Source organism: Marinibium conchae, assembly GCF_015595035.1.
GTDB lineage: Bacteria > Pseudomonadota > Gammaproteobacteria > Enterobacterales > Alteromonadaceae > Glaciecola.
Genome location: NZ_JADNRN010000003.1, coordinates 619,172 through 633,998 on the forward strand (window position 1 = coordinate 619,172; position 14,827 = coordinate 633,998).

Here is a 14,827-nt window from a genome sequence, read left to right on the forward strand (position 1 = left end):
ACTTAGAGTACTGTAGCTTCGAAGACAGGCTGCTGCTTCGTGGTCGAATCAACAATCTTTAACTCAACAGTAGCCGCTTCGTCGTCCTTTTCAAGCTCAAGCGTTACCGCTCTTTTGTAAGGTCGATTCTCGGGGCCAGTGCCGATAAAGAAGGCGGTAATTTCACGCATACCTTGATTCACGTTACCCACATATAAACGCTGAACACCACCTTTAAAAAGTGCGTTAACTTGGCGATCGGTATACAAATAATTGGTAGCCAACTCGCCGTCAATTTTAAGCTCAACAGCATCGAGCTTAAAATACTCACCCACGTCCATCGCTAAGTACACGGCAATTTGAGTACTAGAAGGGAATAACAAATCTTCTTCTAAAATGAATAAGTCGCGATTCAAGTTCACTAAAGCTTGCTTCAACGTTTCCATCTCTTCAGCTAACTTACTATCAGGCAATGGTGGTTCTTCTAGCACGGGGGCAAGCAAAGCTTCTTCAGATGCAGGAGCTTGGTCTTCTTGAGCGCTCAAAGAAGCCGACGTAAACAACAGTGCGAATAGCGCCGCCATTGCAAATGTGTGAATGAATGTAGTCAAAGTTGTTCTCATAATTAATACCAAACTGAGGCAAAGATGCGCAGCACATTCGCCGAGAAACCGAATAATGGCTCTTCACCAACCGGTGCGTCTGCAGTTGCGTCGCGGAAATCGTCATAGGCAAACTTCATATAATCCCACTCAAAGTGTACCGAACTTTTTTTGAAGGTCGCTGTTTGCGAAAATTGCCATTCGTAAGCCACGCTAATTCCAGCGGTCAGACCGTTGTAGGTGCTCATTTCCTTGTCACGCGCCATGAAATTAAACTCATTAGGGCGATTAAATAGGTCTTGATAGAAGTCGGCCTTGTCTTGCTCGTAATAGCGAACAAAGACTTCGAATAACCAACTGTCTTTGTAGGGTTGCAAATACCCGATGCGGAAATTACGCGCTTTAATGCCCCAAGTATCATTGTAGGTTCGCGCATCGCCATACAAGGCAGCGCGATAAGGTAGATAGTAATTCGCGTTTATGGAATAAGCCGTGCTTGAGCGTGTACGAGGATAGGTTTCAGTAGCAAAAGAAAAGCCTCGATCGGTACTGGAGTCAAGGAAGCGCACGGCGCGATAAGGGTTATTCAAATAGCCTTCATCAGAAATATGCTCTATGTTAAAACCTAGGATAAGACTTTTGGTAGCGACTTGGCTAAAACCTAGCCCAAACTTTTGACGATTAGCTTCCTCTTCAAAGCTCTCATCGCCTCTTCGACCTACAACATCCCACCCTTTGGAATAACTAAGGCTGATGGTGCTGAGATCGCCAAAAAAGTCTTGGCTCACGCCTAAATAAACAGAGTTAGCCTCAAAGTCATTTTCGCTACTGTTAGTAAAGCTTGTGCTGATGAGAGTCTTGTTATTAAGGAAGTCGATACCAACGGTTTTTTCTTTACGCACCTCTTGGTAAGGGCTAGCTGTAGAGCGCACATCGATTGACGCTCCTGATACAGTATCGACGTAGTAGTTTGCAGAGATCGACACTCTGCCGGCGATGTTTTTGCGGAGCAAAACCGACGGCCCGTCAATGGTCACGCCATCACCTTCGTAAGCGTGGTAGAGTACATCGGCTCGTTCGGTAGGTAGTACCGCCGCCTTCGCTAGACCTGCAAACAGCACACTGATAACAAGTGCAAGCGCAACAACAAACGCGCTCGCATTATTCAGATTTTGACGCATAGCCTGCACCAAGCCTTGATTAGTTGCAGCCACAACCGCCACCTGCTCCGCCATCGGCACCACGGGCACCTTCTCGCGATTCAAATACGTGCTTGGCATAAGCCAAAGCCACCGGATTACGATTCATACTCATGATGGGGTCGGCCAAGTTGCTTCGCTCATAGGGTTTAACCCAGGGCTCTAAGTCTGCGAGTGGATTTAAACTCTCTAGGGTGCTAGCACAACCACTACCCAAGAGCGCAAGGCTAGCTACTAGCGTTAATTTTATAGAAGACTTTTTGAATAAATTCATTGTGTTACTCCCTCATTAGCATTTTTATAGCTTTTTCGTATTTTTTCTCATCACCCTTTCTATAACCAGGGTGCAATAAACGCACATTGCCATCACGGTCGACCATGACAGTCGTAGGCATTGCATTCACATCGTATAACTTGCTTACGTCACCAGCGGTATCAAACAACACTGGAAAACTCACTTCAATATCGTCCAATAAAACGTTGGCTTTTTCTTTTTCGTCATCAACATTCACGGCTAATATCTCAACACCTAAATCAGCGTATTCTTGATAGAGCTCTTCAAAGGCCGGTAACTCTTCACGGCATGGACCACACCAGCTCGCCCAAAAATTCACCAAAACGATATTGCCACGCTGTTCCGACAAGCGCATATTTCCACCGTCTTTACTTTCTAATGTGAAGTCAGGAGAGGGCTTACCAGTAACTGGGCCCGACGCCTGAGCGCTCCCAAAACTGAGTGCGAGGGTGGTTGCGCCTAATAACAATAACTGACGAAGGGATAATCTTGAGTGTGCTTTTCTAAAAATCATAATAGTGTCCTGTAATTAAAAGAAGAATGTTGTGCTTAGCGTGAACGCCAAATTATGAACATCCTTTTCTACTCCGATAATGTCGCTGTTGAATATGTGATCCTTCACATCCACTCTCAGCGCCCAAAAATCGGTAAGTAATAATCGATACCCTGCTCCAACACTGACTGTAAAACGCTCGTCACCACCAAACTCGGTACTGCCAGCGCCCATCAACAAGTAAAAGTCAGAATTAAAGACTAAATTATCTGTGAGGAAGGTTTCACCATTTATATTGAACCCTAGTGATAAGTTATAATACCTATAGTCACGCTCTTCTTCGGTCAAAAAAGGCGCTCCACCTGAGAGTTTCTCGAAGCTCGTCTGCCCCGCAGTAGTTTCTGCATAGGCCGCTTCTAAAAAGAAATGTTCATTAATATGATACGCAAGTGTTGCGCCAACCACGGCATCCGATTCGAAGTCTTCAATCGTCATAAAGCCACCAAACACCCCTAGCTCAAAGTTCTCGGTGTCGATGTCTGACTCATCAATTTCACGCCGCTCAACATTGGGGTCAATCAGTGCAGGAGGTCGCTCTTGCGCGTTGTCATCTTGTATGCTGGCAATAGCGGGTTGAGCAGCATGCGCCTGTGATAATCCAGCGCAAAGTAACAACAAAGCCGCGAAGCTGACTGTAAACTTGTTAAGTTTATCGATGACTTGCGGAGCTATTTTTCGTAATTTCATTTTTTCACCATGATAATGGGCATCTCGTATTTCCCGGCTCTAAAAGAAAACCGCAAAACCCAATCTAAATTCTTCTAAACGTTCTTGGTCGTCACGATCAGTCAAGGCCGCAATTCGTCTGTATTCTAATTTCACTGTAACGTTGCGAGCGATGTAGTAACGCAAGCCGCCACCCACTTCATAAAGGTCGCTTTTTCTTTCCTCGTCACCACTTTGCACTAAGTTAGAACGTGGTCGAGTGCTAATTTGGCCGGCACCAATAGTTAAATAAGGACTCAACTTCCACTCAGGAAAAGTATGGTGTTGAAGACGCACAGACCATAGTTTGTTCTCTGAAAAATCACCCAAAGCTTGGGTGTAAGTGGCTTCTGCAACAAGGTTGCCGGTCCAATTCCAAGAGGTGGCCACCGTCATCGATGTGACGTTTTCCAGCACGCCTCCAAAAACGCTCAATTCGAAGTTACGATTTCCGTAATCCTCAAAAGTACCCGTTGGTACGTAAAGTACTTCACCATTTGGTTTGAGGGTTTTGCCTAACTGTTCAGCCGAAACCCAGCCTTCTTTTCCATCAATAGAAATCGCTTTATACCATCCGGTTTTTTTCTTCACTACCGTGATTTTTTCACCCTGCTCGGCAACATGGAAAATAGGGTATTCACTCGCTGGACCGGTACGAAAATCGATGTAAGGCTCAACAATGGTTACCACCAAGTCGTCGGCGGATGCAAATGGACTATAGCTTGCAGCTAAAGCAACAAGAGCAATAATAATATGGTTAAGTGTCGATTTCATTAATTCGCTGGTGCATCAAAAGGGTTATTGTAATTTTGGCCACCAACATCCAGCCATTCGCTTATTAAACGAAGCTCTGCAGGGCTTAACCAACCTTGGTGACTGCCACCCTCTTCAAAAGGCGCGAAAAATCTACCGCTGGCATTCGCGCCAGCAGTGCGCATGGAAGAAGTTACGGTAACCTGTTGTGTTACTTGGATGGGGTTTCCTTCCGCATCAAGAATGAGTTCGCCCTCTTCATCAACTTCAAAAACAGGATCGCCATTATTGTCGAAAACAGGAATTAATCGTGGCAACAAAGCCCCGTCGATAATTTCCAGTTCAACATCGTTGAACATCAACTCTCGATAACTTGTGAGTAAGTCTGCATTAACTGGCGACGGATTGCTAGTAAGTTCTAGTTGACCCGCAGGTACCTGCAATTCATTATCAGCATCGAAGCGGTTGTGACAAGACGCACAGGTCGTATCCGATACCACCATACCCATATCGTCTACTACTGAACGATCAAGGTCGAATAGAGGCTGAATGTGATCGGGGAAGTTCACCACCGATCTACAGATTGAGGTCCATGTTAATCCACAACTAACAGAGATTGGAATTGTACGGGGCGCTGTTGCTCCCTCTTCAACTTGAGGTGTGGGGATGTCGGCGTAACGAAGCTGATATGACTCAGCTGGGGTTTGCACAGCAGGATCAGTCCATACATCTTCAAAAATAATATCGGGATTCAAATTTGGAACCCCATTAATACGAGTGAAGGTTTCTGCCATGGTTTCACCAATATCAGCAAAGAGCGCAGGGTTAGTATTTGGAAACGGGACACCGGTACTTGGCGCACCTAGATTGATTGATTCGGTTTCAGCATCGCTTCTACCGTGCGGCATAAGGGCTACTGCATTGCGTGTGTTTCCATCATGACAACCACTGCAGGTTTTGGTTTCACCTGGTGCAACTTGTAACCAGTTTTCATGACGAGCTGAAATTCTGCGACCGTCGGCATCTACCACACTTATTGCAAAGGGCAGATTTGCCGGCACTGCCACTTTCACTGAGCCATCAGGCTGAATGGGGGTGTAGCCGAGTATTTCTCGCATCAGTTCGTTACGTGAGCGCCCAAAAGCACTGTTATCTAAGTCAAGGGTATCGTCATCTGGAATCGATACACTTTTAACCACGCGTAGAAAACGCGCAGGACGTTCGTCGGGCGTTACTTGTGTTGGGTCGGCCATATTGATAAGGCCTGCTGGGCTTCGATCCTCACCGGCAAAGTCGTAAACACTACGAATGTGAATAATACCCATACCAGCATCGATTAAGCCAGTATCAGCGCTATCAATGGTTGACTGCGGATCTGCAGGAAAAGGACGGTCTTCAACTGCAACGACTTCAGAATAAGCAACGTTTTCTTGTGGTACCACTAGGGGAAGCTGAGTACCTTCAACCGGATCAAACATCCACAGCCCGTACAAAGATGGTGCCTGCTCAAAATTATCATCCGCTAGATTCTCTTCAGTGCATGGAGCGATCTGGCGCTCTGCATCTACTTCGGCATCTTCGGCAAGAGGAGCAAGTAAACGGCATTGTGACCAGCTAAAAAGTTGGCGCCCGCTACCATCGAACAGCGGATAAAGTGCGGCAATATAGCCACCTGGTGAAATATCAGCTTCTATATCAATGTTTTCAAATAATGCTTTTTCTTGTGCCGGACCACTGAGTGATTCAGCTGATGCAATAGGCATGAAGTTGTCAATATAATTGTCAACATCAACTGACACAAAGTCAGTCCCAAGCTCATCTTTCTCAAAAGGCGTGAGCGCGACCAAAATGCGGCCGTCTGGGGTGACTCGCGTTTGCGTAAAGTGAATGTCGGCATTATCACCGTTGGAATCAACATGACTGTGGCGCCCGTAGAGTATTTCTAAGTCGCTACCATCGGGATTAATTTGATATAAATGCACACCCTTATTACCAGAGAGTTGATCCCAACGACTAAATATTATTTTCCCGTTGGGCGCAACGAGAGGGTCGAGGTCATGGCTTTGATTATATGAAATTTGTTGAATGTTTTCGCCATTTGCATCCATGATGTGTAAAACCGACGCATGCACATCAAGACCTTCTTCTAAGCCATTGTATTGAGGCTTACCCTCATCAAGCAACACTGCTTGATTGCCGCGCTGACGGGTAGAACTAAAAAGTATTCTTCCGTCGGCCAAATAGATAGGCCCGGTGTCTTCGCCAGCTTCAGCAACAATATCAGAGCCAATAACCCTTCTTAGTTCTTGTGTCTCGAGAATGTACTCCCAAATATTCCATGTGGGTTGTTCATCATCATCTGCATCCTCATCTTCTGGTGCACGCATACTAAAAATGAGACGCGAACCATCATAGGAGCTTTCTAAATCTTTAATATCGATAGGTAGCCGATTGCCTTCCTCGTCTACGCGGTCAGCAAAAATACTTTCGGTTAGGTCAACTTCAACCGCACTCGCGCTTGCTCTAGCTTTGAGCACAAGAGAGGCGCCGGGCACAAACAAAGCGGGCTCTCCGATAGAACGCTGCTGGTCAGCCCCTTCGACGCTAAGGTCACGTTTAATAACCGCAATAGGAACATCTACAACAACCGGATCGGGCTCTTGTTCTTCCGATGAAATATCTTCACCACCACAAGCACCTAAGCCAACAGCAAGCGATACATACAACACTGCGCGCCAGCATTTCTTGGCGTTTTGTTGATAGCTTTGATTTTGAGTATTCATTTTGCTTGACCTATTTATACAGATTTCTACGCATCCTAACGATACTGCTCTGTTGCTACAATTTATAGTGTCACTAAAGTGCAACGGCAGGCTCTGTCTTTCCTAAAGGTATATAATAATACACCCTATTAATTGATTTATACACACACAACTTATTTATCATAAACAGCCTGACAGCAAGCTGGCAACAGGGCAACATTACTTTCCATATGTAAGGATTAAAAAACATACCGTGGCTTTTGGGTATATTTTTGAACCCTACATTTGCGACTTTATATTCAAATTTGAGATAAGAATAACTTTTTCTTTCGCATTTGTTATATAGTTTTTTTGAAAAATTTGCGTTTGTATGCAATAAAGTGCGTTCAAAAATATTCTAGCCTAGCTTTTCAAATTTCCTTAACTCCAGGCTTGGCAGGGACTGCAGAAGAATAACGCTGTAGCGTATGCGATATTGTACATTAATTAAACAGTGCCACTGTATGCAAAAGGCAACACTTTTCAGGTTTTTTATGGATGAATTTTTAAAAAAAATAGGGACAATTCCAAATAAAATGATAATAATCAGCGCCTTAAATCAAAGGGCATAGATATTGTAATGATAACAGCTTAGATTACACTGGGATAAAAAAGAGTGTTTATTTAATGTACGGGGGCTGTTTTTTTCGCTCATCGGTATAAGCTAAAACACTTAGTACTCACAGAAAATAACTTTCCGCTTTTTAAAAGGCGGTATAACGTTGGTCAAATTCATAAAAGGAGTTGGTTCGATGTATTTGTTTAACAATGAATCCAAACGCCCGCTAGTCATTAAAACAGCAAAGCAAAGTGCAAAGTGTGCTTCGCTCAACGATCGGTCGCAATCATCAAGTGTATTGGCGAAGCTCAAGGTAGCTTGCATAACAGTACCCTTGCTATTGCTGTGTGGTGCCGCAAACGCAGGCTCTCTAGAGCAAGCTAAGCGCATGCACGACCGCTTAGCTGGCGTTCCAGGTAGCACTGAAGTTATCCAGCAAATGGCTGACTTAATAGATGCGGGCAATGCCCGTGCCGCTGCGGAAATTGCCATGGATTCACCAAGCTTTTATAACGTCACCATCAAAAATTGGGTAACGCCATGGACAAACGAAGAGTTTGACGTGTTTGCTCCGCTTAACGACTATACGGCTACCGTTATCGGGATGGTGAGAGATGAAGTTGATTTTCGACAGATACTTACCGGCGATATTATTTATGTAGCTGAAAGCGGTGCCGGTGTTCCAGCTTATAACAACAATAACAATGCACATTATGAAGCACTAGAAAATCAAGGCGCCGACCTCTCTAGTGTCTTGGTTGCTAGCACTCAATCTTCAGTAACAGGGATTCCTGCTGATGCCACTGCTGGTGTAATGACCACGCGGGCAGCGGCGAAGTCGTTTTTCAAAGATGGTACTAACCGTGCCATGTTTCGTTTTACACTAATGAACCACATGTGCGCGGACTTAGAAGCATTTAAAGATGCTAGTTTACCACCTGATCGTATCCGCCAAGACCTAAGTCGAAGCCCAGGTGGCGACAGCCGTATATTTACAAACTCATGCGCTGGTTGTCATTCTGGAATGGATCCATTAGCGCAAGCCTTTGCCTATTATAATTACGAGTATAATGTAGAAGGCGATCCTGAAGGTCAAAATGGTAGTTTAGTTTACAACGCTGAGGGACAAGTCGACCCTGAAACTAATTTACGTGTTCAAGCTAAGTACTGGATAAACTCCAATAACTTCCCGTTTGGCTATGTCACCATGAACGATACGTGGGACAACTACTGGCGTGAAGGCCAAAACCAAACTATTGGTTGGTCACCAGATTTACCTGGTACAGGCAGTGGTGCGAAGTCGATGGGCGAAGAGCTAGCCAATACGCAAACCTTTGCAAAATGCCAGGTTACTAAGGTGTTTGAAAACGTGTGTTTACGTTCTCCGCAGGACCAAACTGACCGCGACACCATTAGCAGTATCCAAGCTGAATTCGTTGGAAGTAATTACAACATTAAAAACGTGTTTGCCGCTACAGCAGACTATTGCAAGGGAGAATAATCATGTTTACACATCATTCTCAACAAGAAACTAGTATGCAAACACAGAATCAAAAAGCGTCGGTGCTACCCAGCGCACTAAAACATATTGGATTAGCAAGCGTTGCCATTTTACTGTTAGCGAGTTGTGGCGGTGGTAGCGATACCGAAGTTGAGCAAACGCCTCTTCCACCGCCTGTTGAGCAACCGGTAGTCAATTATTCTGGCCCTGCTCCAGCAACTGCTGATACTCAGAACTTTAAATTGTCCGTCTGGGACAACATCGCCAAGGCTGACCGTTGCGGAGCTTGTCACGTCCAAGATCAGCAATCACCTCCTTTTGCTCGAAATGACGACATCAATCTCGCGTACGCTGAGGTAAATCAGTTAATAAACCAATCTCAAATTAGCGAGTCTTTACTAGTCACCAAAGTGGCTGGTGGACACAACTGCTGGCTAGCAGACGACAATGCCTGTGCCGACATCCTGACAACTTGGATTGGCAACTGGATAAGCGACGAACAAACGGCAACAACAATCGAGTTGCAAGCACCTGAAGTAATCATTCCCGGGGCTAACAAGAACTTCCCTGCAGACCCTGCACTTTTCGCTGCAAACGTTTACCCCGTATTCCGCGATAACTGCGCAGAATGCCACCAATCCAGCGCTGCTATTCCTATATCACCCTACCTAGCGTCTTCCGACATTGCTGAGGCTTATGCTGCCGCAACACCGAAGATGAATCTCGATTTACCGACGGACTCCCGAGTAGTCGCTAGATTGCGTGATGAATTCCATAATTGTTGGACAAACGATTGCGCGCAAGATGGTGCAAACTTAGCTGCTGCAATTGCTGCAATGGCTGATTCTATCGAGGTCACACAGCTTGATCCTAACTTGGTAAGTTCACACGCACTCACTCTTCTCGATGGCACTCTCGCTACGGGTGGCGGTCGTTTTGAGAGCAACCTTATTGCTAAGTGGGAATTTAAATCAGGCGTAGGGAATGTTGCCTTCGACACCTCTGGTGTTGAGCCAGCCTTAAACCTAACGCTAAGCGGTGGTTATGACTGGGTTGGTGGAAATGGCATACAACTCACCAACGGCAAAGCGCAAGGTTCAACAACCGATAGCAAAAAAATCCATGACTTAATTGTTGCCACAGGAGAATTTGCTATTGAGGCTTGGGTTGCGCCAGCGAATGTGACACAGGAAGGCCCAGCACGCATAGTCAGTTATTCAGGTGGTCGTGACAGAAGAAACTTCACACTTGGCCAAACGCTTTATAACTACGACATGCTGCTGCGCACTGGCAATACAGATTCTAACGGTATGCCCGCATTATCAACGCGAGACGCCGATGAAGATTTACAAGCTGCACTCCAGCATGTTGTGGTTAACTATGATGGTAATGGCGGTCGCCAAATTTATGTTAATGGTGAATTTACTGACGACGTCGACGAAATAGAAGCGACCGGCTTAGGTGACTGGGACGATAGCTTTGCCTTTGTTTTAGGTAACGAAGTGTCGGGCGATGTTCCTTGGGCTGGCACAATTAGAATGGCTGCAATGCACAATCGTATATTGACTGAAGAGCAAATCGTTAAAAACTTCGATGCAGGTGTTGGTGAGAAGTTCTTTTTACTCTTCGGCATTTCAGATGTAATTAATGTCGAACAAAGCTATGTTGGTTTCAAAGTCAGTCAGTTTGATTCTTATAGCTACTTATTTACAGAGCCCTTCATGATCAGTTTAGCCGACAATGCCAACCTCGATGGTATAACTCTTACGGGAATTCGTATCGGGGTGAACGGTCGCGAAGCAACAGGCGGACAAGTATTTGCAACGCTGAATCTGACTGTTGACGGCGTTCAAGCTGCAACTAACGAGTTAGGACAGCAGCTATCACCACAAGGTACCATTATTCCTGTACAAAAAGGCCCGATTGACGATGAGTTCTTCCTCACATTTGAAGTGCTAGGTGATGCGGTGTCGTTGCGCGCTGAAGCTGAAATACCAGTTGCCGCGGCTCCTGTTGATTTGGCACCTCAGGCTGACATTGGCATCAGAAACTTTGCTGAGGTAAATGCAAGCATGGCTGCACTGACCGGCGTAGCTGCATCACAAAACGACGTGAATACAACCTACACGCAACTTAGACAGCAATTGCCGAGTGTGACTGATATGCAAAGTTTCTTAGCTTCAAATCAAATGGCAATCACGCAGTTAGCAATTCGCTACTGCGATGTATTAGTTGAAGATAGTAGCTTACGCAGCGCTTATTTCCCTGATTTTAATTTCGGATTGTCCGCTAATGATGGTTTAGCGCCTGCAGATAGAGCAGCACTAATTAACCCGCTTATCGATCGCATGATTGGCGCTGGCTTAAGTAGCCAGCCATCAACAAGTGATGTAAGCGCTGAATTGAATACACTTATTGATCGTCTGACCACCTGCTCTAGCGACAATATGTGTACAGAACAAACCACTCCCACAGTAGCGAAAGCAACGTGTGCAGCCGTTCTCGGCAGTGCTGCTGTTGTATTGCAATAGCAGAGGCGAAAGGAGATAGTTATGAAAAATACTTCAAAAAGAACAACACATACTTTCGGCAAGAAATTTTCGACAGGTGCTAGTGCTCGCACTGACCATGGCGGCATGGGCGGGGTTAATGGTGACAATCCAGATGCTCCATTGTTCCATCAAGACCATGGACGTCCAGTTACGCGTCGAGAATTTATTTCACAAGGTTTTTGTGCCGGCATGGGCGCAGTCGTAGGCGGCTCGCTACTCGGCTCAATGATACCAAGTAAAGCTTTTGCTGACTTATCACCTGATATAGAAGCATTGAAAGCCAATTGTGATATAGCCACCTTAGGTGCAGGTAAAATACCCTTTATCTGCTTTGACTTGGCAGGCGGCGTGAACATTGCTGGCTCGAATGTACTCATTGGTGGCAGAGGAGGTCAACTCGACTTCCTAAGTACGCAAGGTTACAGTCGACAAGGCCTACCCGGTGATATGATCCCGAGCATAGCGAATCCTGATACAGGCCTAAGTGACTTCATTAACAACGAACTAGGTTTGGCTTTTCATGCCGACAGTGGATTCTTGCGCGGAATCTTAGATAAACTCGCCGTAGGCAACCGCGCCAACGTAGGCGGTGCAGTAATACCTGCTCGCTCTGAAAACGATACCGGGAACAACCCTCACAATCCAATGTACGGTATAAATCGTGCTGGGGCCGACGGCTCGCTGCTCACACTTATCGGTTCAAGAAACTCCGATAGTGGCGGTAGCTCAATGGCACCTGCTGCAATGATAGACCCCGGTAAACGCCCGACTAAGATTGACCGACCTTCTGACGTAACCGGACTGGTTGATACCGGTGACCTAGTGGGCTTACTGAGCCAAGGTGACGCAGTATCCGTCATGGAGTCGATTCAACGTATCAGTGACATGAAGCTAGACCGCGTTAATACCAATGTTGTAGGTGACGCTGAACTTAAAAAACTAGTGCGCTGTGGCTATGTAAAAAGCGCCGACATTGCAGACCGTTTTGGCGATCCAAGCTCACTAAATCCTGAGCGCGATCCAGAGATCGTAGGCGAAGGCGGAATATTTAGCCAAGAAGAGTTTGACGGTGATCGTGAATTTCAAAAGACAGCGTCAGTTATGAAGCTAGTGCTAAATGGTTTTGCTGGTGCCGGCACTATCACGATGGGCGGTTATGACTATCATACCGGAAATCGCGCAACTGGTGAGGTTCGGGATTTACGTGCGGGTCGTTGTATGGGCGCGGTATTAGAGTATGCAGCCAGACTGCGTACCCCTGTAATGATGTATGTAGTGAGTGACGGCTCTGTATTTTCAAACGGTATGATTGATGATTCAGAAAATGGTCGTGGTAAAGGTGTATGGACAGGTGATAATTCGTCAACCGCTGGTTCATTTTTCTTAGTCTATAACCCAGACGGCGCCCCGCAGGTACTTAGCCCAGACTCAGATGCCATGCTCGACGCCATGGGCAATTCGCGCTCAAAACAAATTGGTTATATGCGCAGAGATGGTGCAGTTGAGACGTCAGCAACACCAGCGGCGAACAACGTGAATCTGCTAGTAGAAACGGTTATCCTAAATTACTTGGCCTTACACGGTGAGCAAGGGCGCATGGCTGAACTGTTCCCAAGAAATGGCTTAGGTAACGGGGCGTTAATGGATTCACTCACTGCATTTGCCCCGATAGTAAATGGCACAATCGGCTCGTAAGTTAGTCTTCTTGTTATAAAGAAGACTAAGCAATCGGCCTTATAACAATGTTAAAATGGAAAATGCTCTAGCAGGGACGCTGAGCCAAACACGGATGTTTGTCCTTCCCCGCTAGTTCGCATAGTGAAGCCCATTCGCGGTTACTCAATAGATTCTCACCGGTCATTAATTTAGACATTCTCTACAGCATCGGCGATAGTAAAGAACACTTTGACCAAGTATAAACACTAAAGGACTAAATATGCTGAAATTCTTGCTACGCAATACACCCCGAATCTGCCCAATGGAAAACAGCCCATTAAAACTCGTCGTTTTGTCGTCTATTTTTGCCACGGCGTTATTTTCATCATTTCACACAAGCGCTAGCAATGATGAATTCAAAGGTAAATCACCTTGGCCAGAAATTCGAAAAGAACGCATTCAAACACTATTGCCGCAGGCACTCAAAGCTGCGGACGTGGATGCTTGGTTGGTCATTTGCCGAGAAAACAATAACGACCCTTTGGCCGAACATATTGGTTGTGAAAATGCAGGGCAAACAGCAGTATTCCTTTTCCACACTCAACCAGAAGATAAAGCTGCGGATTTCCACTCAATGGCGTTTTCACCTTCTGGGGAATCGACCGCTCTACGTGATAGCAATGTAGTTAACGAAGTAGTCTCCGTAGCGCGCAACAGCTCTGCACTGAGCTTGGCTGTTAATTATATCAAGCAACAAAACTTCAAACGCATCGCTATCAACATTTCTGCTACAAATGCTCAAGCTGATGGCTTGAGTTATACCCAATATCAGGCACTTACGAAAGAATTAGGCGATGAGTTTAGCCAACGTCTTCGCTCTGCCGACGAAGTCGTGTATCAGTGGTTGTCTGTTAAGTTACCCAGCGAAGTTGAAATTATGCGCAGGGCGGCTGCGCTGACTGCAAAGTGGCAGATAGAGGCCTATCAACAAATCGTTCCGGGTGTGACTACCGATGCCGACGTTGCCGCTTACTTAAAAGCTAAAATGCGAGAAGCAGGTGTAGGAGATGCGTGGGCACCAGAGCAAAACCCAAATGTAAATTCAGGCACTGACCGCGGACACTCGCATGCCACAGCAAAAGTGATTCAAGCTGGAGATGTCATTCAAACAGATTTTGGCATTCGAGTATTCGACCGCTGGGTAACCGACATTCAGCGTTTCGCCTATGTTCTAAAAGAAGGTGAAATTACCGCTCCAGAAGATATTGCCCGTTATTGGGAAAATGCAAAAGAGGGCCGAAGCGCGGCCTTTAAAGCGATGAAGCCTGGAGTTAAGGGAATTGAGGTTGACGCAGCACAAAGAGCAGTAATGAAAGCAAGAGGATCGCTACCGCTAATGTGGAGTACTGGCCACCCAGTAGGCTACGTTGCCCACGATACAGGCCCAAATTTAGGCGGCTCGCGCGCGGTTTCCGTTCGCCCTGCATCCAATCGAAAATTAGCTAAGGGAATGACCTTTGCGTTCGATGGCTTTTTCAGCTGGTACTTGCCCGACGGACAAGCAAAAACCATTTCGGTAGAAGAAATGGTTGTAATCAATGCAAAAGTTGCCGAATACCTCATTCCGCCGCAACAAGACTTGGTGCTTATAACAAGTAAATAGCTAGTGATA

General features: G+C 45.9%; 11 protein-coding genes. 4 read left to right on the forward strand and 7 right to left on the reverse strand.

The features are described from left to right. Positions 1-2 precede the first annotated feature (2 nt). From ISG33_RS14185 to ISG33_RS14215, 7 genes are read right to left on the reverse strand one after another with little or no spacing between them, the layout of a single operon-like run. A complete protein-coding gene (locus tag ISG33_RS14185) occupies positions 3-602 on the reverse strand; it encodes a hypothetical protein (RefSeq protein ID WP_229333608.1) in 600 nt (199 codons plus the stop codon). Between the two features lie 2 nt (positions 603-604). Continuing rightward, entirely contained in the window at positions 605-1,795 is a 1,191-nt protein-coding gene (locus tag ISG33_RS14190) for a DUF3570 domain-containing protein (protein WP_229333609.1), read from the reverse strand. Continuing rightward, entirely contained in the window at positions 1,782-2,054 is a 273-nt protein-coding gene (locus tag ISG33_RS14195; protein ID WP_195734255.1) for a DUF4266 domain-containing protein, read from the reverse strand. Before ISG33_RS14195 ends, ISG33_RS14190 begins: the two co-directional genes overlap by 14 nt. A 4-nt stretch (positions 2,055-2,058) precedes the next feature. Continuing rightward, positions 2,059-2,589 carry a TlpA family protein disulfide reductase gene (locus tag ISG33_RS14200; RefSeq protein WP_195734256.1) on the reverse strand — a complete coding sequence of 177 codons (531 nt, stop codon included), beginning with the start codon at positions 2,587-2,589 and terminating at the stop codon, positions 2,059-2,061. 15 nt (positions 2,590-2,604) lie between these two features. After that, a complete protein-coding gene (locus ISG33_RS14205; RefSeq protein ID WP_195734257.1) occupies positions 2,605-3,315 on the reverse strand; it encodes an outer membrane beta-barrel domain-containing protein in 711 nt (236 codons plus the stop codon). 39 nt (positions 3,316-3,354) lie between these two features. Further along, on the reverse strand, positions 3,355-4,107 hold the full coding sequence (locus ISG33_RS14210) for an SH3 domain-containing protein (RefSeq protein WP_195734258.1): 753 nt from the start codon (positions 4,105-4,107) through the stop codon (positions 3,355-3,357). After that, positions 4,107-6,869, reverse strand: a complete 2,763-nt coding sequence (locus tag ISG33_RS14215) for an HzsA-related protein (RefSeq protein ID WP_195734259.1) — start codon at positions 6,867-6,869, stop codon at positions 4,107-4,109. Before ISG33_RS14215 ends, ISG33_RS14210 begins: the two co-directional genes overlap by 1 nt. A 770-nt stretch (positions 6,870-7,639) precedes the next feature. On the opposite strand from ISG33_RS14215, the gene ISG33_RS14220 reads away from it, so the two are divergent. The 4 genes from ISG33_RS14220 to ISG33_RS14235 all read left to right on the forward strand — a co-directional run bounded on the left by ISG33_RS14220 (position 7,640) and on the right by ISG33_RS14235 (position 14,818). After that, positions 7,640-8,947, forward strand: coding sequence for a hypothetical protein (locus tag ISG33_RS14220; protein WP_195734260.1), 1,308 nt, complete (start codon positions 7,640-7,642; stop codon positions 8,945-8,947). A 2-nt stretch (positions 8,948-8,949) separates the two neighbouring features. Next, positions 8,950-11,478, forward strand: coding sequence for a LamG domain-containing protein (locus ISG33_RS14225; RefSeq protein ID WP_229333610.1), 2,529 nt, complete (start codon positions 8,950-8,952; stop codon positions 11,476-11,478). A 105-nt stretch (positions 11,479-11,583) separates the two neighbouring features. Then, positions 11,584-13,194, forward strand: a complete 1,611-nt coding sequence (locus tag ISG33_RS14230; RefSeq protein WP_195734434.1) for a general secretion pathway protein GspF — start codon at positions 11,584-11,586, stop codon at positions 13,192-13,194. 241 nt (positions 13,195-13,435) lie between these two features. Further along, positions 13,436-14,818, forward strand: coding sequence for a M24 family metallopeptidase (locus tag ISG33_RS14235; protein ID WP_229333611.1), 1,383 nt, complete (start codon positions 13,436-13,438; stop codon positions 14,816-14,818). The last annotated feature ends 9 nt before the right edge of the window (positions 14,819-14,827 follow it).

Coding starts and splice junctions, on each gene's coding strand:
- ISG33_RS14185 (WP_229333608.1), bottom strand. CDS start 602: ATGAGAACAACTTTGACTACATTCATTCACACATTTGCAATGGCGGCG.
- ISG33_RS14195 (WP_195734255.1), bottom strand. CDS start 2,054: ATGAATTTATTCAAAAAGTCTTCTATAAAATTAACGCTAGTAGCTAGC.
- ISG33_RS14200 (WP_195734256.1), bottom strand. CDS start 2,589: ATGATTTTTAGAAAAGCACACTCAAGATTATCCCTTCGTCAGTTATTG.
- ISG33_RS14205 (WP_195734257.1), bottom strand. CDS start 3,315: ATGAAATTACGAAAAATAGCTCCGCAAGTCATCGATAAACTTAACAAG.
- ISG33_RS14210 (WP_195734258.1), bottom strand. CDS start 4,107: ATGAAATCGACACTTAACCATATTATTATTGCTCTTGTTGCTTTAGCT.
- ISG33_RS14215 (WP_195734259.1), bottom strand. CDS start 6,869: ATGAATACTCAAAATCAAAGCTATCAACAAAACGCCAAGAAATGCTGG.
- ISG33_RS14220 (WP_195734260.1), top strand. CDS start 7,640: ATGTATTTGTTTAACAATGAATCCAAACGCCCGCTAGTCATTAAAACA.
- ISG33_RS14225 (WP_229333610.1), top strand. CDS start 8,950: ATGTTTACACATCATTCTCAACAAGAAACTAGTATGCAAACACAGAAT.
- ISG33_RS14230 (WP_195734434.1), top strand. CDS start 11,584: ATGGGCGGGGTTAATGGTGACAATCCAGATGCTCCATTGTTCCATCAA.
- ISG33_RS14235 (WP_229333611.1), top strand. CDS start 13,436: ATGCTGAAATTCTTGCTACGCAATACACCCCGAATCTGCCCAATGGAA.